The sequence below is a fragment of the Thermobifida alba genome, assembly GCF_023208015.1.
Taxonomy (GTDB): Bacteria; Actinomycetota; Actinomycetes; order Streptosporangiales; family Streptosporangiaceae; genus Thermobifida; species Thermobifida alba.
In genome coordinates, this window is sequence record NZ_CP051627.1 from 676,640 (window position 1) to 700,508 (window position 23,869).

Consider the following 23,869-nt stretch of genomic DNA (forward strand, 5'->3'; position numbering starts at 1 on the left):
CCGGCCGGCCCCCGCACCCCATGCCCGGTTGCCCCCTTTTTGTCCTTTCTGTGAGGTGGGTGGTGGCGCGCCTTGCCGACCGATGACCGAGGGTGGGCTGTCATGGAGACATGCGCTACACCCTTCTGGGCAGGACAGGTCTGGAGGTCTCCCGGATCGCCTTCGGGACCGGGCAGTTCGGTACGGACCGGGGGGTCTTCGACGAACGCGACGCGGTGCGCGCCGTCCACCGCGCCCGCGAACTCGGCGTGAACCTCTTCGACACCGCGCAGGTCTACGGCGCCGGATACGCGGAGCGGGTGCTGGGCGCGGCGCTGCGCGACGAACTCCGCCGCGACCGGGACGGCCTGGTGATCGCCGCCAAGGGCGGGCTCACCGCCAACCCCGGCCGCCCGCGCGACTCCCGGCCCACCTGGCTGCGCCAGGACGCCGAGGGCGCCCTGCGCGCCCTCGGCGTCGACCACCTCGACCTCTACCAGGTGCACTGGCCCGACCCGGCGACCCCGGCCGAGGCGGTCGCCGAGGTCCTGCAGGAGCTGGTCGACGAGGGCAAGGTCCGCTACGTCGGCGTGGCCGACTACGGCGCCGAGGAGCTGGCCGCCCTCGACGCGGTCCGTCCGGTCGACACCGCGCAGTCGCCGTACCACCTGTTCCGCCGCGGCATCGAGGAGGAGCTCCTGCCCTACGCCCGCGAACACGGCATCGGGACGCTGGTCCACAGCCCGCTGGCCGGCGGGCTGCTCACCGGCCGCCTCACCGCGGACACCGTGTTCGCGCCCGGCGACTGGCGGGCGCACTCCCCGGCGTTCCACGGTGAGGCGCTGCGCCGCAACCTCGCGCTCGTCGACCGGTTGGCGGACCTGGCGGGCGCCGGCGGCCTCACGGTCGGCCAACTGGCGATCGCGTGGGTGCTGGCGCAGCCCGGCGTGCACGCGGCGGTCGTGGGGGTGCACAGCCTCCACACCATCGACCGCTGCCTCGCCGCGGCGGAGGCCCGCCTCAGCGCCGAGGACCTCGCCGCGGTCGACCGGATCGCCGCCGACGCGGTGCCGGTCGGGGGCGCCACCCCCGAGACCGTCGCCTGACCTCCTCGCGGAGCAGGCGCCGGGGAACCGCCCCGGCGGACGTCCCCCGGCCGTGAGCCCGGCAGCGGAGGCCCGGACGGTCAGGACCGCCGCGCCGCGTGCAGGGGACGGGAGCGCAGCGCCACGGCGGCGGGGACCGTGCTCGCGGCCAGGCCGACCGCCGTGACGACGGTCACCACCGCCGCGTACTGGTCCGCAGCCACCGCGAGCACGACGGTCCCCCCGGTCAGGGCGGCGCTCATGGCGGCGAGCCCCAGGAACGCCACGCCGCTGCCCACCAGGAGCGCGGTGAGGCAGACTAGCAGCGCCTCGGCCGCGACCACGCCGACGACCTGCCGGGGGGAGGCGCCCACGAGACGCAGCAGCGCGAACCGGCGGCCGCGCCCCCTGACGGAGACGAGGAGGGAGTGGACCGCGCTGATCCCGGCGTAGCCCGCGACCAGCGCCACCATCAGGTGCAGGATCCAGTCGTCCTCCGCACCGAGCTGTCCCTGCTGGTGCAGGTACGCGGCGCGGTCGGTGACCAGCGTCGCGGGGCCGGCGTCGAGCGCCCGCTCCAGGGCGCGCAGGGTCTGTGCCGGGTCGGCGTCGGAGGCGAAGGCGACGTAGACGGCGCCGGCCATGCTGTCCAGCATGCGCGGAGCAAGCGACTCCCGGGGGAGCAGCACCCTGGGGAAGTCGAGTCCCGCCCGGTAGACGACCGCGACCCGCGCCTCCAGGCGGACCCCGTCGGGGCCCAGCAGGGTCGCGGTGTCGCCGACCGCCCACCCGTGCTCCCGGGCGACGTCCGCGTGCAGGGCGACCGTGCCCGCGCCGAAGTCCTCCCAGGAGCCCTCCACCGGGCCGAGCCGGTAGACGTGCGGCACCGCCGCCGGGTCCACGAGGTAGGTGGACAGGGAGGGGCCGGGGCCGCCCGGGCCGACCGCGGCGGTGGCCGTCTGCCGGAACCCTCCCGCGGCGGCGACCCCGGGAACCCGTTCGGCGGTCCGCACGACCCGGTCGGGCAGACCGACCCCGGTCGCCCCGGAGACCACCGCCTGGGCCGCGATCCGTTCCCCGTGGATGTGGAGCAGGGCACGGTCCGTGGTGGGCCCCTGGAACAGCAGCAGAACCGCCACCGCGGTCGTGACCAGCAGCGGGACGAGCGTCCCGGCCGCGCGCCGCGGATCCGCCCGCAGGTCCCGCAGCACCAGGAGCGCCACCGGCCCGCGCCCGCCCGCCCGGAGGAGGAGCGGCAGCGCTCCCCGCACCAGCAGCGGGGCGAGCAGCACGGCGCCGAGCACGAGCACGGCCGCCCCGAAGAGCGCCGCGACGACCGCGCCCTGGGTGCCGGCTGCGACCACGGCGGCCGCCAGCAGACCGGCTCCCGCGCACGCCGCCCCCACGCCCGCGGCCGTCCGGAGACGGGGAAGCGGAGCGGGGTCGATCTCGGCCGCGCGCAGCGCCTCCACCGGAGGGGTGCGGCCCGCGGTCCGCGCCGGACGCCAGGAGGCGACGAGGGGGACCGCCACGGACACGGCCGCGCCGGCGGCCAGCGACGGCCAGCCGACGACCGGTTCGAACCCGTGGGGGAGCACCCCCCGGTGGTCGAAGAGCCGGACCAGCCCCTCGACGAGCAGCACCCCGACCCCGCAGGCGAGCGGGACCGCGAGGCCTCCCAGCACGAGCGCCTCGCCGAGCACGAGGCGGCGGATCCGGCCCGGAGTCGCCCCCGCCAGGCGCAGCAGCGCGAACTCCCGGAGGCGGTCCCGCACCGTCAACGCCGCCAGGCTCGCCACCATGACCGCCGCGACCGCCAGCGCCAGTCCGGCCATCGTGCCCAGGAAACGGCCCATGCCCAGGGTCAGCTCCCGTTCCGTGCGGTCCAGGAGGAGCGCGTCGGAACGGGCCGCGCCGGTGAGGACCCGGGTCTGCGGCGCGGCCTCGCGGACGGCCTCGGCGACCGTGAGCGGGTCGGTGCCGGGGGAGGGCCAGACCAGGGCGGCCACCGGATCCCCGCCGAGCCTCTCGGCCGTGCCGGGCGGGAAGAACACCGACCGCTCCGCGGTCCGGCTCGCGACCGTCCCGCTGACCCGCGCCTGCACCACCCCCTCGGGGGTCAGCACCCGTGCCCGGTCCCCCACGGCCAGACCGGCCTCGGCCGCGGTCCGTTCGTCGACCGCGACCTCCCCGGGATGCCGGGGGCCGCGCCCGGTGACCGGTGCGGCCGGTTCGGCGTCGGCCAGGGCCCAGGAGTGGCCCCAGGAGCGGTCCGCCATGCCTCCGAGCGGGCGGCCGTCCGCGAGCACGTAGGCGGGGAAGGGGGCCTCGGTCTCGACGCGGCCGACCCCGGGCAGGGCCGCGATCTCCGCCACGGTCGCGGGGGGCAGCCGGACCGGCTCCCCCGAGGGGGTGGCGGCGAGCGCGGTGCCTTCCGCGGGCACCCGTCCCGTCACCACGACGGGGGCCGCCGCCAACCGCCAGGACGCGGTCCCGCCCGCGGCGGACAGACGGTCCGCGGAGTCCTGCAACGCGAACGCGGCGGTGGTCAACCCGCCGCCCAGCGCCACCGCCAGCAGGGACAGCAGCAGGACACGCATCCGTGCCGCGACACTGCGGACGACCAGCGTGATCACGGCTGCTCCAACTGCCGGAGCCGCTCCAGGACGGCGGCGGGGGCGGGGGAGGCGAGCTCGCCGGCGAGCCGCCCGTCACGCAGGAACAGCACCCGGTCGGCGTACCCGGCCGCCACCGGGTCGTGCGTGACCATGACGACGCTCTGCCCGTGGCGGGTCACCGCCTGGCGCAGGGCGTCCAGCACCCGCTCCCCGGACCGGGAGTCGAGGTTGCCGGTGGGTTCGTCGGCGAGGACCACCGCCGGCCGGTGGACCAGGGCGCGGGCGACCGCGACCCGCTGCTGCTGGCCGCCCGAGAGCTCGGACGGCCGGTGCCGCACCCGCTCGACCAGCCCCAGGGAGGCGATGAGCTCGTCCCGCCACGAGGGGTCCACGGGACGGCCGGACAGGCGCTGGCCGATGGTGATGTTCTCCGCCACGGTCAGGGTGGGCAGCAGGTTGAACGACTGGAACACGAACCCGAGCAGCTCCGAGCGCAGCCGGGTCAGCTCCCGTTCGGACAGCCGGGTGATGTCGCGGCCCGCCACGACGACCTCCCCCGAGTCGGGGCGCTCCAGCCCCGCCAGGCAGTGCAGCAGGGTGCTCTTGCCGGAACCGGACGGCCCCATGACCGCGGTGAGGGCGCCCCGTTCGAAGGACGCGGTCACTCCGTCCAGGGCGCGGACGGCGGCGGGGCCCTTCCCGTGGGTCTTGGTCAGAGCGACCGTCCACACCGGCGTGGACCTGTCGCGGCGTGCCCGGTCCGGCCGGTCGCGGCCGGCTCCGGTCGTGGTCCGCTCCATGCGCTGCTCCGTCTTCCTCAGCTGGTGAAACAGGGGGAACGCGGCCGTGCTGCGCGCCGCACGACGACCGCGCCGCCCAGTCAAGCGGGACGGAGCGGCCCCGTCACTGGCGGTGGTGGGAGGAACCGGGTCGAAGAAGTTCGACCGTCGACGGTCGAACTTCTCCTCCTGTGCCGCCTACCGGCCCCGTGCTTGAATGCGGTCGGAGAGCAGCGGGACGCCGGAAGCGGCGGAGGACGAACGGGGAGGGCGGGTGCGTGGGCCTGCCGCGACGGGCGCGCAAGACAGCGGGACGGGGACGCCCGACCGACCCCGTCCCACGGCGGGGCGGGAGCGCCGCACGGCGGACGCGACCTTCTGGCAGGCCGCCGCGCGGGCGCCGCTGGGGGTGCTGGCCACCTCGTGGCCGTGGCGCGGCCTGCTCTACCTGGTGACGTCCCTCCCCCTGGCCGTGCTCTGGCTGTCGCTGTGCTGGCCGCTGCTGGCGGTCGCGGGGATACCCCTGGGCGCGGTGGAGCGGCGCAGGCTGCGGCTGCTGGAACGGCGGCCCGCGGACACCCCCCACGAGCCGGCGGGCTCTGGGGGGCCGTTCGGCTGGGCGAGGCTGCGGCTGCGGGAGGCGGCGACGTGGCTGGAGCTCTCCTACGGCCTGCTGCTGACGGTGTTCGGCCTGGTCGAGTGGGTGGCCGCGGTCGTCGCGGCGGGGATTCCGCTCACGCTCCTGGCCGCGCCCGTCCTGCGGGCCGCCGGCCTCGTGCCGGCGGGCGACCTGGCCGGACTCGCCGGGGGGCGGCTGCTCCCGGGCCTCGGCGACGCCGGCAGCGTACTCCTCGGACTGCTCGCGCTGCCGGTGGCCGCCTACCTCGTGACGGTGCTGGCGGCGGGGCACGCGAGGGTGGCGCGGCTGCTGCTCACCGCCGACCGCGGGGAGGAGCTCGACCGGAGGCTCGGCGAGGTGATCCGGTCGCGCGCCCGGATCGTGGACGCCTTCACCGCCGAGCGGCGCAGCATCGAACGGAACCTGCACGACGGCGCCCAGCAGCGCCTCACCGCCCTCGTCATGCGGTTGGGCATGGCGCTGGCCCGGTTCGACGACGATCCGGAAGCGGCCCGCACCCTGGTCGAGCGGGCGCACCGGGAGGCGCAGGAGACCCTGGAGGAGCTGCGCGACCTCGTCCGCGGCATCCATCCCGCGGCCCTGACCGAACGGGGGCTCGCCGCGGCCGTGGAGGAACTGGCCGACTCCTGCCCGGTGGAGGTGGCCGTCGACGCCGACACGGTCGGACGGCTGCCCGAGCCGGTGGAGTCCACCGCCTACTTCTGCGTCGCCGAGCTCGTCGCCAACGCGGTCCGGCACGCACGGGCCGACCGGGTACGGCTGTGCCTGCGCGTCACCGGGACGAGGAGGAGGCTCCTGGTGATCACCGTGACCGACGACGGTGTGGGCGGCGCCGATCCCCGGCGGGGAACAGGGCTGACGGGACTGGCGGACCGGGTGGCGGTCCACGGCGGCACGGTCGTGCTGCACAGCCCCCGAGGAGGCCCCACGACGGTGGAGGTGAGGATTCCGTGCGTGTCGTGATCGCCGAGGACTCGGCCCTGCTGCGCGAGGGCCTGGCGCAGCTGGTCGCCCTGGGGGGCCACGAGGTCGTGGCGACGGTCGGCGACGCTCCGGGACTGCTGGCGGCCGTGGCCGAGCACGAGCCGGACGTCGTGGTCACCGACGTGCGCATGCCGCCGGGCCACGAGGACGACGGGCTGCGTGCGGCGGTGCGGCTGACCCGGACCCATCCCGGGGTGGCCATCCTGGTCCTGTCCCAGTACGTCATGCGGGCGACCGCCGCGGAACTGCTGGAGAGCGCCACGGCGGGGGTCGGCTACCTGCTCAAGGACCGGGTCGGCGACGTCGCCGAGTTCCTCCGCACCCTGGAACGGGTGGCCGCCGGGGGGACGGCGGTCGACCGTGAGGTGGTGCGGCGGCTGCTGGGCCGCCACCGCAACCGGTCGGCGCTGGACCGGCTGAGTCCGCGGGAACGGGAGGTGCTGGGCCTGATGGCGCAGGGCCGCTCCAACGCGGCCATCGCCAGGGCGCTGGTGATCACCGAGGCCGCGGTGGCCAAGCACGTCAGCGGGATCTTCGCCAAGCTCGGACTGCCGGTGGCGCCGGAGGACAACCGCCGCGTCCTGGCGGTGCTCACCTACCTGGGCGCCTGAGCGGGGCGGCGGTCGAAGCGGGGAACACCGGCACGTCGAGCGCACGCCCCGAGCCCAAGGCCCTGTCGGTGCCGGTCCGGTGGAAACGGCGGGGAGGCGGTGCGCCGCCGCGGCGCACGCGACGGGGACGGCCGAGCCCCGGGACCGGGTGCGGGCTCCTCACCCCCGTCCGCGGCCGGCCCGGTCGAGGCGCAGCGGCGGGGGCGCGGCCTCCCGGATCCTGCACAGGAGGGCCCGCAGCTCCCCGGAGCAGCCCTCCCACGCGGCGGCCCGCCGGTCCGGGTCGGTGAGGAGGTCGGTCAGGCTGACGGGGACCGCGGCGGGACCTCTGCGGGCCTCCCGCTGGGAACGGATCTGGAGGAACAGCAGCAGCGCTCCCGGCAGCACCGAGACGGTCGCGACGACCGAACCGAGCACCGGCCACCCGGTGTCGACGCCGTCGGCCAGGAGGAACGACCACGCCCACAGCGCGGTGACCGCCGCGCAGAACACGACGAACCACATCCGGGACAGCAGAAGCCACACGGCGGCGAAGCACCGGCCGGGAACCGTCGTCCGGGACCGGGAGGCTGCTGGGGTGCGCGGTGGCCCGACCGCGTTTTCCGTGTCGTCCATGCCCGGCGACTAGCCTGCCCGCCGCGCCGTCAAACACTCCGAGTGACAGGCCGCCCGCGGTCCGTCGCCGCGGCCGCGTCCCGTCGCCGGTGGCGGCGGCGTCCGCGGCGGACGGGACGGCGCGCCGCACCTCCCGACCGGGATTCCGCCCCGTTTGAGGGTCAGGGGACGTTCTCCTCGGACGATGCCGCTGATCACGGAGAAAGCCTCGAAAGCAGTCCAATGAGAACATCGAAGGCAGAGCACCGTGGACCCCTTCTCCTGCGAAAGGAATCCCGATGGACGCCGACGACGTCATCCGCTTCGTCTCCGGCCTGCCCGAGACCGTCGTCATGACCGCTGACGAGGCCGGCGGAGCCCCCGAGGCCGCGTGGGGCGACTCCTTCTTCTTCCACGCCCCCGACGGGGAGGAGGCGGACCAGCGCTTCCCCTTCGCGACCCTCGTCGTCAGCGACTACGACGGCTTCGACACCGCCTCCGCCCTGAACCGGCCCGGGGTGTTCGCGCTCAACATCGACGTGGGCCGCACCGGGTTCCACCAGTGCCTCGGCTACCCGCCCGCGGCGCACGCCGAGCACCACGCCCGCATCGACTACACGGCGGCCGACCGGATCCTGCCGCACCCGGTGTACGCCGCCCAGGGCTGGATCCGCATCCTCAACCCGGGGGAGGCCACCGGCGAGCTGGCGCGCTCCCTGCTGCGCGCGGCCCACGCCCGCGCGGCCGGGCGGCGCCGGGCACGCCGCCCGGACTCCGGGGAGCACCCCGGCGGACCGCAGGCAGCGGCACCACGGTGACCGCCGCGTGCCGCTGCTCCTCCACGGCCCGGCGCCGGGCCCGCCGGGCCCGCCGGGCCCGCCTGCTCCCGGCGTCGCCGGCTCGGCGGGTCAGTCCGGGGTGGACGCCGCTGAGCCGGGTGGCGGCGCCGTCGAGGAGGCCGTGGAGCACCGAGGCGGGGGGACGTGTCGTGGAACGCGGTCTCCGCGAAGGACGGTGCCTCGGGGGCGTGGCGGCGGCCCCTCAGCCCGGTCGGGGCAGGCCGCGCACGGCGAGGGAGACCGGTACCGCCACCGCCGTGAGCAGCACCGCGCCGGTGAGGGCCGCCGCGGTGACGCCGTCGGTGTAGGCGGACAGGGCCGTGCCCAGGAGTTCGGCCGCGGCGCCCGCGGGGTCCGGTCCGGCCGCGGCGACGGCTCCCGAGACCGTCTCGACCGCGGCGGGGTCCGTGCCCTCGGGGGCGTGTGCGGTCATGACGGAGCGGTAGACCGTGTGCGCGACCGTCCCCAGGACGGCGATGCCCAGGGCGGCGCCGAGTTCGCTGCTGGTCTCGGAGATCCCGGCGGCGGTCCCGGCGCGTTCGGGAGGCGCGGCGGTGAGGATGAGGGAGTTGGTCACGGTGGCGGTTACGCCGACGCCGAGCGTGAGGACGGTGTAGCCGCCGATGAACCCCCACGGTCCGGTCTCCGGCGGCGCCACGGCGACGACGCCGAACCCGCAGGCCGTGACGAGGAGCCCGCCGAAGACCAGGACCGCCGGGGTGAGCCGGGAGGCCAGGGTGGTCGCCGCCGCGACACCCGCCAGGGTTCCGGCGAAGGTCGGCAGGGCCCACAGCGCCGCGTGCAGCGGACTCAGGCCGTGGACGGTCTGCAGGAAGGTGAACGCGAGCACGCCCAGGCCCGAGGCGGCCAGGGCCACGGCGGTGTTGGCGCAGACGGAGGCGCTGAAGGCCGGGACGCGGAACAGGTCGACGTCGACGAGCGGATGCGCGGCGCGTCGCTGCCGCCGCAGGAACACCGCGGCCGCCGCGGCGCCGACGGCTGCGGCAGCGGCGGCGACCGGGTCCGGGCCGTGCCCGGCCAGGTGCTTCATCGTGAACACCAGGGCGAGGACCGCCGTCAGTGAGGAGAGCGCGCCCACGAGGTCGAACGGGGTGGGCGCGGCCTTTTCGGCCTCGGGGACCAGAAGCGGGGCCGTCGCCAGCAGCAGGAGCATGACGGGGACGTTGACCAGGAAGACCGTCCCCCACCAGAAGTGCTCCAGCAGCAGGCCGCCGAGGACGGGGCCGACGACCGCTCCGCCGCTGAACGCGGCGGTCCAGGCGCCCACCGCGGTGCTCCGCTGCCGCGGGTCGGTGAACATCCCGCGAATGAGGGACAGCGTCGACGGGGCGAGGGTGGCGCCGCCGAGCCCCAGCAGGGCCCGGGCGAGGATGAACGTCTCGGGAGAGGAGGCGAAGGCGACCACGGCCGAGGCCGCGCCGAACAGCGCCGCTCCGGCCAGCAGCAGTCTCCTGCGGCCGATCCGGTCGCCGAGGCTGCCCATCGTGATGAGCAGGCCCGCCAGGACGAAGCCGTAGACGTCCATCATCCACAGCCACTGCGTCGCGGTGGGGGCGAGCGTCTCGGTGATGGCCGGTCCGGCCACGAACAGGACCGACAGGTCCATCGAGACCAGCAGGGCGGGCAGGAGCAGCACGGCCAGCCCGCACCAGGTGCGGGCCGACGCTCGGGGTGAGAGAGAAGAAGCCATGTTTTGATCGTACGTCCGTACAAATCCATGTACAAGACGTACGTCCGTACAAATGCTAGGCTGCCGCCATGGGACAACGAGAGGACCTGCTGGCCGGAGCCAAGAAGTGCCTCGTCGAGAAGGGGTACAGCCGCACCACGGCGCGCGACATCGCCGCCGCCTCGGGCGCGCACCTGGCGTCCATCGGCTACCACTTCGGCTCCAAGGACAACCTCATGAACACGGCGGTCCTTGAGGCGACGAGCGAGTGGGGCGACACGATCGAGGCCGCGGTGCGGGCGGCCCGGGCGGAGACCCACTCCCGCAGGCTGGAGGTCTTCCTCGACGAGCTCTTCGCGGCGATCCCGCGGGAACGGCCGCTGCTGGTGGCGACCGTGCAGGCCTATGAGCAGGCCCAGTTCGTCGAGGAGGTCCGCCGGTTCCTCGTGGGGGCGTTCGAGCAGGCGCGGGAGGGACTGGCGGCCATGATCCTGGGCGTGTCCCCCGAGGAGGTCGACGACGACACCGCCCGGGGGCTGGGGTCGCTGGTGTACTCCCTGATCGTCGGCTACATCCTGCAGGGGCTCCTCGCCCCGGAGGCGCTGCCGACCGCCGCGCAGGCCGCGCGGGCCGTGCGGACGCTCGCGGGCGGATGAGCGCTCCTCGCCCGACCCCGGCCCGGCCGGGAGGCCGGGGAGTGCCCGACCGCTCGGCGGTCACCGCACCGCACTGCGCGTCCGGCCCGCCGGGCAGGCGACCGACATCCCGGGCCCCCTCCGCAGGAGGGCAGGAAGTGTCCTGAAGGACCCCTGGCCTCTCGGACGACCGAGAGCCGCCCCGGCCCCCGCCCGCTCCGCGTCGGCCTCCCCGGGAGCGGCTCGACGCCCCGGCGGCACGGCCGGCCCGCCCCCGCGGCCCGGGGCCGGCCACCGGGCTCTTCGGGGCCTCGGGGGTCTCGTGCGAGCGCCGTCCGCGGCCGTGACCGGAAACCGGCAGGCAGTGAACGTGTTCCATTTCGTTCGAAACCGTTCGACGGGCGTTTCGGCTCCGAACCAACTGCCGTGAGGGGGCGCGGCTCCGGCTGCCGTTCAGTGAGCTATTCGTGCGGTCCTGGTGCCCGGACGACCGGCCTGCCTTTCTGTTCTCTGAGCAGCGGAAATCTCCCTTCGAGCAGGCGCTGGACCGGTTTCAGGGCCGGAGGCCTCCCGTTCGAACCTGTCATCTGACCTGGTCATTCATTCCTGATCAGGAGAGATTCCTGTGGAGGTGGGAACTGGTCGACTTCGATGGAAAGCGGGTATAGAAAGCTCTTTCCTGCGCTTCTTTTATTTTGCGGATCGACGAATCCCGGTATTTACCGGAGACGGTGTCTGCGCCCGCGTTGCGGGGGTGTCGGGGCGGCCGGAAAAGTTTGGTTCTCTTCACTTCTTTGAAAGGGGCGGGAAAAGAATGCCACTCCGCTCTTCGGAGATCCAGCCCCCGAAGACGCTTCCGGTCGGACCGGCGTTTCCTCTGGTGTGACTCCTGCTGTGCGCCGTGATTCGACTGGAGTGATAGTGAGAGAAGTCATCCGGCAAGCCGTGTCTTCCATCCGCAGCAGATACTCCGAGCCGCTCACCCTGAGCGGCCTTGCGGCGGAAGCCTTCGTAGCCCCTACCACTTCTCGCGCGTCTTCTCCAGTGAGGCCGGGTGACCCCCGGCCAGTACCTGTCCGGGGTCCGGTTCTTCGAGGCGAAACGGCTGCTGCTGACGACCTCCCTGACGGTCTCCAACAGCGTCGGCCGAGTCGGCTACACCAGCGTGGGCACATTCACCAGCAAGTTCACCCGAGCCGTCGGGATGTCGCCGACACACTACCGCCACCCCGAGGTCCGCAGGGCGATGCTCGCGATCTCCCCGGAGTTCCAGCGTCTCCCGGCCCTCGACCTGATCCGGCGGGCGAGGACCGCCGAGGGGGTGAGGAGGCTGGGCGCCGGAGCCGTCGACTGCGCGATCGAACTGCCGCGTTCGGCGGGACGCGTGCATGTCCTGGCCGGACTCTTCACCGATCCCATTCCGCAGCGTGCCCCCGTCGCCTACCGTGCCGGAAGCGGAGCCGACGCCGCCGAGATGGCCATCCAGAACGTCCCCGCGGGCCGGTGGACGGTCATCGTGGTGGCCTGCCGGGCCGGAACCGGCCCGCACCCCCGCCTCCTCGGAAGTTTTCGAAGGCGGGTGGAGGTCACCCCGGGACACGCCACCCGGGTCACCGCGGTTGCGCGACCTGACACCGCTCGACCCGCCGATCGCCATCACCCTGAGCGCGCGGATCCCGTCGCCGCGGTCCTGCGCGACCGAGGGGAGCACGGCGGCCTGATCCGGCCCGGCCGCACCTCCGTGCCGCCGGGGGACTCCCGCGCGACCCCGGTCGCTTCCGGAGCCCCGACGCGCGGGGGCGGCGTGTTCCGCCGCGAGTCAGCCCGCCCCACCGGCGAAGAACGGTCCTGCCCGCCTCCTGCCGGAACCGAACCGACTCCCGCATCAAGCACGAACAGAGAAGACGACGTGCCCCCGGCGGCCCATGCTGAGAGCGCTCAGCAGGTGACGGAGAGCAGCGGGCCCCGGCGGGGTGCCCCCAGGCGTACCGGTCCGGCGGTGCACGACCCGCCGGAGCGCGGGGACAACGGTGTCCCCGACGCAGAGCACGGCACGGCCCGGACCGCCCGGCACCCCCGAAGCGGAGGACCCACCGCCGCACCGTCCTTGACCACGGGACCGGTGCTGTCCGCGGACAGCACCGGTCCCGTGGACCGCCCGCCGGAAGGCGGCGTGAAGACACCCGACGAAGCAACGACACCCCCCGGTGCGACGCGGGGACCGCACAGACCGAGCAGGACAGGAGGGGGATCCGATGCCCCAGACCGGTTCCGACACCGCCGCCTCCTCCCCCCCCGAAGCCGCCCGCCGGACCTGCCGCGGCGGCGGTGGGTCGTGGTCGTCCTCAGCGTCCTGGCCGGGGCGCTGGCCGCCTCGCTGTGGTCCTTCGAACTCGTCGACCGCGTCATCGGCGACAACGTCGCCAACACGCTGCTGGGGTACGACGCCAAGGAGACGCCGATCAGCGGGCTCGTGGCGGGCACGGTCTTCGCCTTCGTCACGGGACTGGCCGGGGCGTTCACGGCCTGCAACATCGCGGTGTTCGGTGCGATCGCACCCATGACGCACACCACGGGCCTCGCCGACGGCAGGGGGAGACTGTCCCCGCGTCCGGGATCGCGGCCTCGCTGCGGCCGATCGGCTGGCTGTGCCTCGGCGCGGTCGTCGTCTCCGCCGGATACGGCGTGGTCGGCGTACTGGTCGGGGACCGGCTCCCCCAACTGTCGGAGGCGACGCTCGCCTCGGGGGTGCCGGTGCGGCTGCTGCAGGCCTCGATCGTCTTCGGGGTGATCGGTCTGGCCTTCAGCTACCTCGGCCTGGCCGCGCTGCGCCTGGTCCCCGGCCCGCTGCGCGCCCTGCCCGCCCGGTTCCCCAACGCCCGGTCCGTGGTGATCGGCGCCCTGATCGGCGGATTCCTGATCGGACGGCCGTTCCCCCTGTTCCGGGCGATGTTCGAGTACGCGGTCGAAACCGCCAACCCGCTGTACGGTGCGGGGGTCTTCGTCCTGCAGTCGCTGGGCAACATCACCGTCGTCGCCGTGCTGTTCCCCGTCCTCGTGCACGGGAGCCGGGGCCGTTTCGTCAACTGGTTGACCGCCAAACCGGCGCGGCTCGCGACCGTGACGGCGGTGGCCTTCATCACCGTGGGTGTCTTCACCGTCCTGTACTGGGACCTGCGGGTGCCGTCGAGGTACGGGTTCGGGTTGTATCCGGCCGTGGACTGGGGGTGACCTCTGGCCCCGCCGCACTCCCGGCCGAGAACCGCGGCGGTCCGGCCGGCCGGGGCCTTCACGCCCCGGGCGAGGCGGTCACCGTTCCTGTTGTGCCGCCGACCGGGCCCCCGGGACGCCACGGTCCCACGGGCCCGGTCGGCGGGCCGCGCCGCCGTACGCCGAGGCCCGGGCGGCCGCCGCTCACAGGCTGCGCAGTCCCACCAGCACCCGCTCCAGCAGGGCCCGGTCGACGCGGGCGGGAGGCACGTCGACCACCAGAGCAGCCTCCCGCAGCAGTCCCACCAGCACCGCGGTCGTTCCCAGCGGCAGGCCCGCGTCGACCGCGAGGTCCACCACCCGCGCCCCGGCAGGACCCGCGCGCAGACAGGACGCGTAGACCACCGCCGCGGGCCGGGGCAGGTCGACGGGCAGCAGCCTGCCCGGATCGTGGACCCGTACCCGGTGGAGTTCGGTGACCGGGGGGCGGTTCCGGCGGCGCCGTCCCACGTAGCCGCGGGTTTTCGGGGGGCAGCGGTGGGGAAGCCCCGAGCCGATCTCCCACCGCGCGGCGGTGCCGTGCCCGTCGCCGGGGCGGGGCGCCGGCGGGAGGGGAGAAACAGTGGTCTGCCCGTGCCCCGTCATCGCGGTCCGCCCCGTGGCGAGGAGGGCCTGGATGCAGTTCCCGGTGGAGGTTTCGGGTGGCCTGCCGCCGCGCATGGTTCCTCTTCCTGTGCAGTTCTCGGGGAGAGGGCAGCGCTGTTCTCGGGTGCCGCTGCCCCACCTATTGAGCGGTATCGGACCCCGCGGGGTCGAGCCCCGGAAACGGACACCGCCAACGGTCGGAAACACCGGAATTCCCGGGCCGCGTCGGGGGCCACCGCAGCGCCGAACGCTCCGACCGGGGCAGGCCGCCGCCGGCCTCGGCCGTCCACCGGACTTCCCGCCTCCGCCGCTTTGACCGCGTGCCGCGAAAACCGGGGACGGGGAATCCGGAAGCGGAAATTCCGTCCCTTTCCGCAGAAGCGCAGGTCAGCGGGGAAACGGTGCGGGTGGTTCCGGGGACCGCCGGAAGGTGAGCCTTGACACAGGAGATCGATGTCGTCGCTGGTGGAAGCGGTTCCGCTGGGAGAGGGGAGAGGAGGCGCCCCCTGAAACCCGCATAACCCAGTCCGATCATGAATAATCCTTACCAATCAGTAGACCGCTACCCGGTAAAAGGAGATGCTGAATCCGACATCGTGTCCCGCCGTCCTGAACCGCAGAGGAGGAAGCGGTGCCCCGACCCCCGAAGCCGCTGCGGCCCGAACGGTCGCCCGCCGACTGGTTCGGCGCGGAACTTCGGTACTGGCGTGAACACCGGAAACTGACCCAGCGGGAACTCGCCCAGCGCGTGTGGGTCAGCACGAGCCTGGTCGGACGGATCGAGGCCGCCGAGCGTTCCTGCCCGCCTGATCTGGCGCGGCACTTCGACGAAGTGCTCGAAACAGGGGGAGTTCTCAGCCGTGCCCTGCGTTTGGTCACTGCGGCCGCTGGGGATTCCGACACAAAGTCAGACAGTGGCGGAAAAACGACGGGGTCGTCCACCGGCGCCGACCATTCTCCTCCAGGGTCTTCCCGTGACCTGTGGCCGGTATCGGGAACGATCCGCGACATCGCTGAGACCACGGTGAATGATCTGATGAAACGCAGAAACGCGCTGGCGGCGGGCGGTGCGCTGGTCGTCGGAACGGCGCTGACCGAGACGTTGGAGAACTGGCTCGTCCCGGCCCGGCCCCCGAGCGCGCCGCGTCGCGGCGCGCTCGGGGAGTCGGACCTGGAGCGGATCGAGGCCGGGGTGGCCGTCCTGCGGCGCTGGGACGACCGGTGGCGGCTGGGCATCGGCCGCAAGGCGGTGGTGGCCCAGCTGTCGGAGGTGGCGGAGCTGGCCGGGGGCATGCAGCCCGCGGCGGTGCAGCCCCGGCTGTTCCTGGCGATGGCCGAACTGTCGCGGATCGTGGCGTCGATGTCCTACGACGAGGGCGACCACCCCAACGCGCAGAAGTACTACACGCTGTCCCTGCGGGCCGCCCACCAGGCGGGGCCCGGATACGAGCTGTACGGGGTGGGCGTGCTCGCGGACATGGCCCGGCAGATGCTCGACCTGCACCGGCCCCAGGACGCGCTGGAGATCTCCCGGCTGGCGCTGGACGGCGCCCGGGCCCGCAGGGCCCCCGCACCGATGATGTCGATGCTGTACACCCGGGAGGGGTGGGCGTACGCGCGGATGGGACGCGTCCAGGCCTACCGGAGGACCGTCGCGCAGGCCGAGGAGCTGCTCGACGGCGACACGTCGGAGTCGCTGCCGGAGTGGGCGAGGACGATCGACCACGCGGAGCTGTCCGGGGTGGTGGGGGCCCGTTACCGGGACCTCGCCCAGGGGCAGGAGGACCCGGCGGCGAAACGGAAGAACGCGGAGGAGGCGGTCCACCACATCACCAGGGCCCTGCGGCTGCGGCCGGCCGAGCAGCGCCGCAACCAGGCGTTCGACCTCATCGGCCTGGGACGCACCTACCTGCTGCTGGGTGAACCGGTGGAGGCCGCCAGGGCCGTCCGCGACGCCGTGGCCGTCGCGGGCGGACTGGGCTCGGGCCGGGTCCGGCGGCGCCTGCACGACTGGCACCGGGAGGCCGCGCCGTTCCACCGGGAACCGGTGGTGGCGGAACTGCGCGCGGAACTGTCCCGTACGCTCCTGGCCAAGAGTCAAACGTGATGAAAGGGCTTCAGGAGTGCGAATTGGGATTACCGGGCATTCCAATCTGACCGCTGACAGCATGGACCCGGTGCGCCGGGCGCTGGCCGACGCGCTCGCGCCGTACGCGGATTCCGACCTGGTGGGGGTCTCCTGCCTGGCACGCGGCGCCGACCAGCTCTTCGCCGAGGCGGTGCTGGACGCCGGGGGGCGGTTGGAGGTGGTGCTGCCGTCCGCGGACTACCGGGAGACCAAGGTGAAGCCGGACAACCGGGAGCGGTTCGACCGGCTGCTGGTCCGCTCCTCGTGGGTGCGCTACATGTCGCACCTGAGCGCGGGCCGCCAGGCCTACGAGGACGCCAACGAGGCGGTCATCGGCAGTGTCGACCGGCTGTTCGCGGTCTGGGACGGCCGGCCCGCCGCGGGGAAGGGCGGGACCGCCGACGCGGTCGCGGCCGCGCGGGCCAGGGGAGTGCCGGTCGACGTCATCTGGCCGGAGGGGGCCCGTCGGGAGTGACCGTCTTTTCGGGAGCGTTCCCACACGCTGGAGAGCCGGTTTCGGGCGAAAAGTCAAGTCCTCGAAACCGACAGTTCTGAGACGCGGACCGGGGCGGCCGTCGCGCGGGCGGCCGCCCCCGCGTCACCATCCTGCTCTGCGTTCCGACAGGGAATGCGGCTCGGGGCCGCCCGCCCGCGGCCCGCCCGCGGGCCGCGGGCGCAGGCCCGGGACCGCACCGCTGTCGGATTCCGTTGGAGGAGGGCGCCGACGGGATGAAACAGTGGACGCCGGGCCGCCTCCGGGGACGACGTCGAACGCGGCTCCCGCTTCCGCCGTCAGAGCCTGCGCACGTCGAGTCGCGGCCCCGACCGGGGACGCGGGGGTCCGCTCGGGCCGACGGCGCCCCGTGGCCGCCGGGCGGTCGGGGCTGGCAGCAGGACGGGACCGACCGCCCACCGGCGGCACCGGCCGGGGCGCGGGCGGAGACCGGCGGGCATCGCGCCTGTGGTCGGCGCACTCAACGGCGACGCTCGTCCCCCGGGAGGTCGGCCCCGTCCGCTTCGACGGGAGCCCCGCGGAAGCGAGCCGGCGGGGCGTCGGCCGGCCAACCGTACGGCACGGGGCGAAATAGTCACTTTCCTGGCTTTCGTCATGAAGTGTCGGAAAAGGTGGGTCCTTCGCTTTCCTGTGAGGGCGATCACGCGTAGCGTGACGGTCACCCCTGCTGGGACGAGTGGTGCGGTTCCGGCCGAACGGCCCCGCCCGCGGAGCGGCACGCCGGACCGGGCCCCGCACCACCGAGAACAGGGGTGGGGTTTCCGGTACGCGCACCATGTGGACCGGCACCGCGCCCCCCGACCGAGAGCGCAGGATGAGGACCTGATGGTTGAGGCTGTCTGTCACCTGTCCGAGTCGTGGCGAACACCCCGTGCGCGCCTCCGGGAGCCCCGCCCTCGGTCCGCCCGGCGCGCGGGAGCGGGAGGATGAGCGTGTCCTCCACGGTTCTTCCGGGGATTCCCGACAGCGTGGCCGCCGCCCGCGCGTTCGTGGTCGAGTGCCTGCGGAGCACTCCGGGGAGCACCGTCCCCGACGAGCTGGTCGAGCGGGCCGAACTGATCACCTCCGAACTCGCCACCAACGCCGTGCGCCACACCCGCTCCGGAGACCCCGGCGGCTCCTACGAGGTCCGCGTCGAGGTGGACCGCAGCGAGATCCGCGCCGAGGTCCGCACCCGGGAACCCCGTACGCCCCACACCGCGCCGCACGTGCTCCCCCACGCCGGCGACCCCTGCCGCGCGACCGGCCGCGGCCTGTTCCTCGTCGACCTGCTGGCCACCAGGTGGGGCGGCCTGGCCACCCCGGCCGAGGGCGTCTACTTCGTCCTCCGCTGGCCGGACCGCCCGTACCCGGTGCGCGCCTGATCCGTGCGGACCGGGGGCGGGCGCCGTGACCGGGCCCTCCCGGGAGCGGTCCCGTTCCCGGGAGGGCACGAGCAGCGGGGAGTCCTTCGGGGCCACGGCGTTCGCGGAAGGGCCGCGGCCGGGGTCACAGCAGGCCGGAGGCCGCCGCGGCGCGGGCGGCGCGGGCGTGGGCGTCGGCCTCCTCGCGGGTGAGCGGCCCGCCCAGCAGGATCCGCTGGTGGTAGAGCGGTCCGGTCGCCGCGACCAGCAGCCTCCGCGGATCGGTGCCGGGAGGGACCTCGCCGCGCTCCACGGCCCGGTGGACCACCGCCGCACACCGCTCGTAGCGGTCCTCCCAGAACCGGCGCAGCGCCTCCCCGGCCTCGGGGGAGCGGAAGGAGGCCGCGACCACCGCGGCGGTCACCGACGGTTCGGCGGTCAGCGCGGCGTGGACCTCCCGGTTGATCGCGACCAGGTCACCCTCCAGCGAACCGGTGTCCGGCGCCCGCCAGTCGTCCTCGGTGCCCGCGTCGAGCAGGTCGACCAGGAGCATCGGCACGCTGCCCCACCTGCGGTAGAGCGTGGTGCGGTGGACGCCGGAGCGTTCGGCGACCGCGTCGAGGGTCAGCCCCTCGTCACCGACCTCGGCGAGCAGGGCGTCCACGGCGGCGAGGACGGTGGCGCGGACCCGTGCGCTCCGGCCGCCGGGTCGTCTCCGGATCCCGGAAGGAGGCATGGGGCTAGCCTAATGCTACTTTTGTCGCGTTAAAAGCGGAGCGGGGGCAGGCCGGGCCGCGCTCCCCCGCAGAGCTCCCGGTGGAGTTGTGCGACCAGCCTGCGGGACGCCCCCAGGGGCAGGGCCGCGCCCCGCAGGTCGGAAAACAGTTGGACGTAGTCCTCCACCGCCTCCGCCTCCTCCGTGGGCTTGGCGAAGTGCCGGGCCTCCACGTACAGGACGGGACTCCTCCGCGGGACCGCGAACAGGGTGAAGCCGTTGGACAGCCCCGGATGGTGGTCGCTGTCGTAGGGCACCACCTGGAGGGACACGGACGGTTTGGCGCTTTCGGCCAACAGGTGTCCGAGCTGCCGCCGCATCACCTCGCGCCCCCCGGTGGGACGGCGCAGCACTCCTTCGTCCAGGACCACGACCAGTCGGGGCGGACGCTCCTGGTCGAGGACCGCCTGGCGGCTCGTCCGACCGCGCACCAGGTCCTCGATCTCGGCGGGAGTGGCCCGGGGGCGGCCGACCCGGAAGAGGTGCTGGGCGTACTCCTCGGTCTGCAGCAGTTCCGGGACTGCAAGAGGGTGGTAGACCCAGATCTCCGAGGCGGCCCGTTCGATGTCGGCCACCTTCTCGTACCACGTCGGCGGACCGGTGGTCTGGGACCGGTCCCATAATTCGGTCAGTGAACCGGCTGTGCCGAGCGCGGTGTCGATACGTTCCACATGGTCCCTTTTGATGCCGCGTACACCACGCTCCATCGCGCTGAGCATGGTCGGCGAGAGGGCCACCAGCCTCGCCAACCCCTCCTGGGAAAGCCCAGCGTGTTGGCGGTGTTCTCGGATCTTCCCCCCGATCCGGACCCAGCGCCCCCCGTCTTTCTGCACACCTTTCCCCGATTCTGCACTAATTCGGCACAGTTAACCACCGTGTCGGACTTGTTGCTCCACTTTAGTCAAACGGGTGGAAGGCGACCATCGGTTCGGAGACGCTGAACAGCGGAGGAGGACGGAAGAACCCGTTTCCTCCCGGCGCCGGCCTCCCCGGTGCTTTCCCGATTCGGGACGACAGCGTTGAGCCGGGAAGCCGACCCCGAATCTGTCATCCAGGTGGTGATCCGTGAACCAGGCTGCGGTCCGGCGCGTGCGGCGCGCCCCGCGTCCCGTGCGCGGGACCGGCGGTGCCCCCGCGACCTTCTCCGGCACCCCCGACGAAGCGGCCGCCCCCACCGGTGCGCCGCGCCCGCGGCCCGGAGCCGACGCCTCCGGCAGGACGGCCGAACGGGCTGGGCCGAGCGCGGCGGAACCGGCCGCCGACGCCGTCCGCCGCCCCCGCTCCGGCGACCCCGGCGAGCCCTTCGGCCCCCGGAACGCCCGGACGGCCGCCACCCCCGTTCCCCCTGACGGCCCGACCGGTTCACAGCGGCCGTTCCGAATCCCCGACCGGTGACACGAGGCCGTCCGCGCCCGGTCCCGGTCCCACCCCGCATTCCAGGCACACACATGAACCACACCGACAGTCTCGTGACCCTGTACGCCGGTCCTCTGGACGGACTGGCCATTCCCGCCGCCGACCTGACCGGGCTGGTGCGGGACGACGGATCCGAACGCCTCCTCTTCCTCACCCGCTTCGGAGTCGCCGGCCTCTACCGGGAGACCGGCGGCCGGTGGGTCTACGCCGCCCCCGGCCTGCTCGGCGAGACCACACCGTGAGCAGCCCCGGACGGGGACCGCTTCGGCGCGGGGAAGGCGCGGGCGACAGGTCCGGGACGACGGATCACCGGTGCGGGACGGCCCGGTTCACCCGCGCGCTCCGTGCAGGGTGTGGAGCAGGCCGATCTCGGCGACGTTCTTGGTCAGTTCCACGTTCACCCAGCCCGCGACGTCGGCCAGGGTCTGCCCCCCGCCCCAGGGCAGGGACGCGGTCCGGTCGGTGGAGTCCAGGTCGGCGTCGGTGAGGCCGGACAGGTGGGAGCGCCACCGGTCCTTCAGCCCGCGCAGCCACGCGGCCGCGGCGGCCAGACTGCCCGGCCAGGTGATCTCCTCCCGTTCGGGAGCCCCTGAGCCGAAGCAGTGGCCCAGGGTGGTGGTCCACCAGAAACCGATGTGCCAGGTCAGCCAGCCGATGGTCACGGCCGGCACCGGGTCGGGCTCGGGAACCTGCCAGTCGGCCGTCCACCGGCCGCGCCCGTCGGGACGGACCGTCCAGCAGTGCGGCGCGGGCTGCCACAGGCACACCTCGTCGTCGAGGCCGTCCAGGTGGTACTCCAGCAGCGCCCAGGCGATGTCGAGTTGGCGCAGCAGCAGATCGACACGGGAGACCGGCATCCCGGCATGATGCCACCGGCGGCACGTCCCGTGCCACCGGTTCCGCCGCGCCGGTCAGGTCGGCGCGGCGGCTCAGCGTCCCGCCCCGGCCAGGCGGGCCCGCAGTTCCGCCAGGTCGGCGAGGAACCACAACTGCCCGCCCCGGTTGCTCTCGCGGACGAAGTCGCGCAGCGCGGTGCTCTGCTCGACGTGGCGGGAGACGTCGCCGAGAACGGCCAGGCCGATCCGGTAGTTGACGAACTTCTGCGCGATGTTCCCGGCGAGGCGGGTGCGCAGCCGGAAGAAGTCGTCGGTCAGCCGTTCCACGGGGACGGCGACCCAGGCGGCGCCGTGGTGGAAGGCGTTGCCGAGCAGGTCGGTGGCCTCACGTTCGCCCCGCACCGGTTCGCCGTCGGCACCGCACACGAGAACGGGGACACCGTCGAGATACTGGAGGGTGTCGGTCATGGGGACCGCCTTTCAGCCGAAGCGGGAAGCGGGCTGCGGCGCAACCGTCGCGTCCGGCCGATCCTAGAGCGGCCCCCGTGCGGTGTCATGCGATTTGCCGGCCGTGCGGTGCCGCCCCACCGCCCGGGCCGCTCAGCGGCCGGTCGACGCCGCGGGAACGGCGGCGACCGCCTCCACCTCGATGACCGCGCCCGGGCGGAACAGGGCGGAGACCTCGACGGTGACACTGGTCGGCGGGGCGGGGAAGAACTCGGCGCGCACGGCCCCGTATTCGGCGAGCCGGGACAGGTCGGTGACGAAGGTGCGGGTACTCACCGCGTCGGCCGGCGACGCGCCCTCGGCGCGCAGCACGTGCCGGGACCGCGCGGCCATGTTCACCGGGTTTCCCTTCGGGGGAGCGGAGGCGGTCGGTCAGGCGGCCCAGGTCGACGTCCTCGGCCGCGAGGCGCGGCGGGGAGCGGGCGTCGGCGGCCCAGGCCCGCCGCAGCAGGCCGCCCAGCGGTCCCCGGTCCGGTCCGGTGCGGAGCAGGTCTTCGGGCAGGCCCGGGGCGTCGCCCAGTGCCAGGGCCCCGCCGACCAGTGCGACGCCGCCGATCATCGCGTTGACCAGCACCGCCTTCAGTGCCGCGCCGGAACCGGACGGCCCGCGGCGCGGCACCGTGCCGAACACCTCCAGCACCGGCACGACCGCCTCGACGTCGCCGCCCGCACCGCGGGACGGCGCCGCCGTGCTCGGCTCGGGCACGGCGTCCGGGGCGGGCGCCGACAGCGTCCTGGTCGCCACCGGCGTTGCCCTCGGACCCGCGCCGGCGGCTACTCGTCCTCCTCCCAGCCGCCCTCGTCCTCGTCGTCGCCCTCGAACGCGTCGCCGATCTCGTCGATGATCTCGCCCGCGACGTAGCCGGCCGCCAGTCCTCCGGCGATCCCCGCGACGACCCCGCCCAGCCCGCTTCCGCCGTGGTGGCCGTGCTCCTGGTACTTGGGGGACGCGTGCTCGGGGTACCCGTGGCCGGGATAGCCGTGCCCGGGGTGTCCGGGATAGCCGTGGCCGGGGTGCCCCGGGTACCCGTGGCCGTAGCCGCCGAAGAGGCTGCGGTGCCGTTCCAGGGACTGGGCGATCCACGCGTCGACCTGCGCGACCCAGTCCACGCGGTCGACGTCGTAGTGGGCGACCCGGAACCGGCCGTAGAGGTCCTGCCCCTCGGTGAACAGTCCGCCGCGCCGGTCGAACTCGATGATCACGTCCACGCCCTCGGGGTCGGCGACGAAGCTGACCTCGACCTCCTCGATCTCGTGGGCGTAGCGGGGAGAGGGGTGGAACTCGATCTCCTGGAAGAACGGGAACTGCTGCGCGGTGCCCACCAGGTGCCCGTGCTCCAGGTCGGTGTGCTTGAGGGCGAAACCGAGCCGCGCGAACGCCTCCAGGATGCGGTCCTGGACGGGCAGCGGATGGATCAGCACGGGGTCCAGGTCGCCCTTGTCGGGGGCCTGGCCGACGACCACGTCGGTGCGCAGGCCCACCCCGGTCCCCGGCAGCGGGCCGCCGCCCGCCGCGGTGACCGGCGCCTGCCAGGGCACCGGGTAGCGGAACGGGATCGAGCGACGCTCCCCGGCCGCGAGGTGGAACGCACCGGCCACGGGGAAGCGGGCGAACTCGATGCCGGCGACGCCCTCGGAGTCACCGGCCTCCACCTCCACGGTCGAGGCCAGGCACACGGCGATCTCCTCGATGAGCACGTGGCTGTCGCCGCCGGAGAGTTCGACCACCCCCTCCAGGAACGCGCCGGGACTGGTGTGCGGGGAACGCAGCACCGTGTCGATGCTGGGACCGCCCACCCCGAAAGCCATGAGAAAACGCTTGAAGACCATGCTGCCCTTCTCGCCGTTACGGGGAAGGCCCGCGACCGCCGTTTCCGGGACCGGCCCGGTGCGGGAGGCGCGCGGCGCCATGACGTCCCGGCAACGCCCGGTTCCCGAAGCGAGTTCCGCCCCCGGCGCGGCCGAGGCGGCGCCGGGCGGGCGAGCCCCGGAAAGCACCATGATCTCGCAGGTCAAGGACGTGCTTCCGAACAGTTCGGGG

The 23,869-nt window shown here is 74.1% G+C and carries 22 protein-coding genes; 11 read left to right on the forward strand and 11 right to left on the reverse strand.

Annotation, left to right across the window (positions count from 1 at the left end):
• Positions 1-110: 110 nt before the first annotated feature.
• Positions 111-1,085 carry an aldo/keto reductase gene (locus FOF52_RS03105; protein ID WP_248592329.1) on the forward strand — a complete coding sequence of 325 codons (975 nt, stop codon included), beginning with the start codon at positions 111-113 and terminating at the stop codon, positions 1,083-1,085.
• An 80-nt stretch (positions 1,086-1,165) separates the two neighbouring features.
• Here the strand turns inward: FOF52_RS03105 and FOF52_RS21850 are convergent, their stop codons facing one another.
• Complete coding sequence (locus FOF52_RS21850; RefSeq protein WP_282573841.1) at positions 1,166-3,700, reverse strand: FtsX-like permease family protein; 2,535 nt, start codon at positions 3,698-3,700, stop codon at positions 1,166-1,168.
• Complete coding sequence (locus tag FOF52_RS03115) at positions 3,697-4,482, reverse strand: ABC transporter ATP-binding protein (protein WP_248592330.1); 786 nt, start codon at positions 4,480-4,482, stop codon at positions 3,697-3,699. Before FOF52_RS03115 ends, FOF52_RS21850 begins: the two co-directional genes overlap by 4 nt.
• Positions 4,483-4,735: 253 nt before the next feature.
• Here FOF52_RS03115 and FOF52_RS03120 point away from each other — a divergent pair, with 253 nt between their 5' ends.
• Both FOF52_RS03120 and FOF52_RS03125 read left to right on the forward strand, forming a co-directional pair.
• Positions 4,736-6,064: a sensor histidine kinase gene (locus FOF52_RS03120; protein ID WP_248592331.1), complete on the forward strand. Its 1,329-nt coding sequence runs from the start codon at positions 4,736-4,738 to the stop codon at positions 6,062-6,064.
• A complete protein-coding gene (locus FOF52_RS03125; RefSeq protein ID WP_248592332.1) occupies positions 6,052-6,696 on the forward strand; it encodes a response regulator transcription factor in 645 nt (214 codons plus the stop codon). Before FOF52_RS03120 ends, FOF52_RS03125 begins: the two co-directional genes overlap by 13 nt.
• 159 nt (positions 6,697-6,855) lie before the next feature.
• On the opposite strand, the gene FOF52_RS03130 is transcribed toward FOF52_RS03125, so the two are convergent.
• Entirely contained in the window at positions 6,856-7,311 is a 456-nt protein-coding gene (locus FOF52_RS03130) for a hypothetical protein (RefSeq protein ID WP_248592333.1), read from the reverse strand.
• A gap of 278 nt (positions 7,312-7,589) precedes the next feature.
• Here FOF52_RS03130 and FOF52_RS03135 point away from each other — a divergent pair, with 278 nt between their 5' ends.
• Positions 7,590-8,108, forward strand: a complete 519-nt coding sequence (locus FOF52_RS03135; protein WP_248592334.1) for a DUF6194 family protein — start codon at positions 7,590-7,592, stop codon at positions 8,106-8,108.
• 223 nt (positions 8,109-8,331) lie between these two features.
• Here the strand turns inward: FOF52_RS03135 and FOF52_RS03140 are convergent, their stop codons facing one another.
• Positions 8,332-9,840, reverse strand: coding sequence for an MFS transporter (locus FOF52_RS03140; RefSeq protein ID WP_248592335.1), 1,509 nt, complete (start codon positions 9,838-9,840; stop codon positions 8,332-8,334).
• 68 nt (positions 9,841-9,908) lie between these two features.
• Between FOF52_RS03140 and FOF52_RS03145 the strand changes: the two genes are divergently transcribed.
• The 3 genes from FOF52_RS03145 to FOF52_RS03150 all read left to right on the forward strand — a co-directional run bounded on the left by FOF52_RS03145 (position 9,909) and on the right by FOF52_RS03150 (position 13,685).
• Positions 9,909-10,475 carry a TetR/AcrR family transcriptional regulator gene (locus tag FOF52_RS03145; protein WP_248592336.1) on the forward strand — a complete coding sequence of 189 codons (567 nt, stop codon included), beginning with the start codon at positions 9,909-9,911 and terminating at the stop codon, positions 10,473-10,475.
• A 1,033-nt stretch (positions 10,476-11,508) separates the two neighbouring features.
• Entirely contained in the window at positions 11,509-13,245 is a 1,737-nt protein-coding gene (locus FOF52_RS22110) for a helix-turn-helix domain-containing protein (protein ID WP_425265525.1), read from the forward strand.
• Positions 13,140-13,685 (forward strand): hypothetical protein, encoded by a 546-nt coding sequence (locus FOF52_RS03150; RefSeq protein WP_248592337.1) that lies wholly within the window; start codon positions 13,140-13,142, stop codon positions 13,683-13,685. The genes FOF52_RS22110 and FOF52_RS03150 overlap by 106 nt, the downstream gene beginning before the upstream one ends.
• 183 nt (positions 13,686-13,868) lie before the next feature.
• On the opposite strand, the gene FOF52_RS03155 is transcribed toward FOF52_RS03150, so the two are convergent.
• On the reverse strand, positions 13,869-14,384 hold the full coding sequence (locus tag FOF52_RS03155; RefSeq protein WP_248592338.1) for a helix-turn-helix domain-containing protein: 516 nt from the start codon (positions 14,382-14,384) through the stop codon (positions 13,869-13,871).
• Between the two features lie 556 nt (positions 14,385-14,940).
• On the opposite strand from FOF52_RS03155, the gene FOF52_RS03165 reads away from it, so the two are divergent.
• The 3 genes from FOF52_RS03165 (at position 14,941) to FOF52_RS03175 (ending at position 18,315) form a co-directional block, all read left to right on the forward strand.
• On the forward strand, positions 14,941-16,416 hold the full coding sequence (locus FOF52_RS03165; RefSeq protein ID WP_482258127.1) for a helix-turn-helix domain-containing protein: 1,476 nt from the start codon (positions 14,941-14,943) through the stop codon (positions 16,414-16,416).
• Positions 16,417-16,477: 61 nt separating this feature from the next.
• Positions 16,478-16,912: a hypothetical protein gene (locus FOF52_RS03170; protein ID WP_248592339.1), complete on the forward strand. Its 435-nt coding sequence runs from the start codon at positions 16,478-16,480 to the stop codon at positions 16,910-16,912.
• Between the two features lie 965 nt (positions 16,913-17,877).
• A complete protein-coding gene (locus tag FOF52_RS03175) occupies positions 17,878-18,315 on the forward strand; it encodes an ATP-binding protein (RefSeq protein ID WP_248592340.1) in 438 nt (145 codons plus the stop codon).
• Between the two features lie 124 nt (positions 18,316-18,439).
• Here the strand turns inward: FOF52_RS03175 and FOF52_RS03180 are convergent, their stop codons facing one another.
• Entirely contained in the window at positions 18,440-19,030 is a 591-nt protein-coding gene (locus FOF52_RS03180; protein WP_248592341.1) for a TetR/AcrR family transcriptional regulator, read from the reverse strand.
• Positions 19,031-19,059: 29 nt separating this feature from the next.
• Entirely contained in the window at positions 19,060-19,902 is an 843-nt protein-coding gene (locus FOF52_RS03185) for a helix-turn-helix domain-containing protein (protein WP_282573842.1), read from the reverse strand.
• 615 nt (positions 19,903-20,517) lie between these two features.
• Between FOF52_RS03185 and FOF52_RS03195 the strand changes: the two genes are divergently transcribed.
• The gene (locus FOF52_RS03195; protein ID WP_248592342.1) at positions 20,518-20,727 is read left to right on the forward strand and encodes a hypothetical protein; all 210 of its coding nucleotides are present in this window, start codon (positions 20,518-20,520) and stop codon (positions 20,725-20,727) included.
• Between the two features lie 87 nt (positions 20,728-20,814).
• Here the strand turns inward: FOF52_RS03195 and FOF52_RS03200 are convergent, their stop codons facing one another.
• The 4 genes from FOF52_RS03200 to FOF52_RS03215 form a co-directional block, all read right to left on the reverse strand.
• On the reverse strand, positions 20,815-21,342 hold the full coding sequence (locus FOF52_RS03200; protein WP_248592343.1) for a DinB family protein: 528 nt from the start codon (positions 21,340-21,342) through the stop codon (positions 20,815-20,817).
• A 72-nt stretch (positions 21,343-21,414) separates the two neighbouring features.
• Entirely contained in the window at positions 21,415-21,789 is a 375-nt protein-coding gene (locus FOF52_RS03205; protein ID WP_248592344.1) for a DUF4180 domain-containing protein, read from the reverse strand.
• Positions 21,790-21,921: 132 nt separating this feature from the next.
• Positions 21,922-22,161, reverse strand: coding sequence for a RidA family protein (locus FOF52_RS03210; protein ID WP_248593736.1), 240 nt, complete (start codon positions 22,159-22,161; stop codon positions 21,922-21,924).
• A gap of 441 nt (positions 22,162-22,602) precedes the next feature.
• A complete protein-coding gene (locus tag FOF52_RS03215) occupies positions 22,603-23,658 on the reverse strand; it encodes a sporulation protein (protein WP_248592345.1) in 1,056 nt (351 codons plus the stop codon).
• Positions 23,659-23,869: the final 211 nt, after the last annotated feature.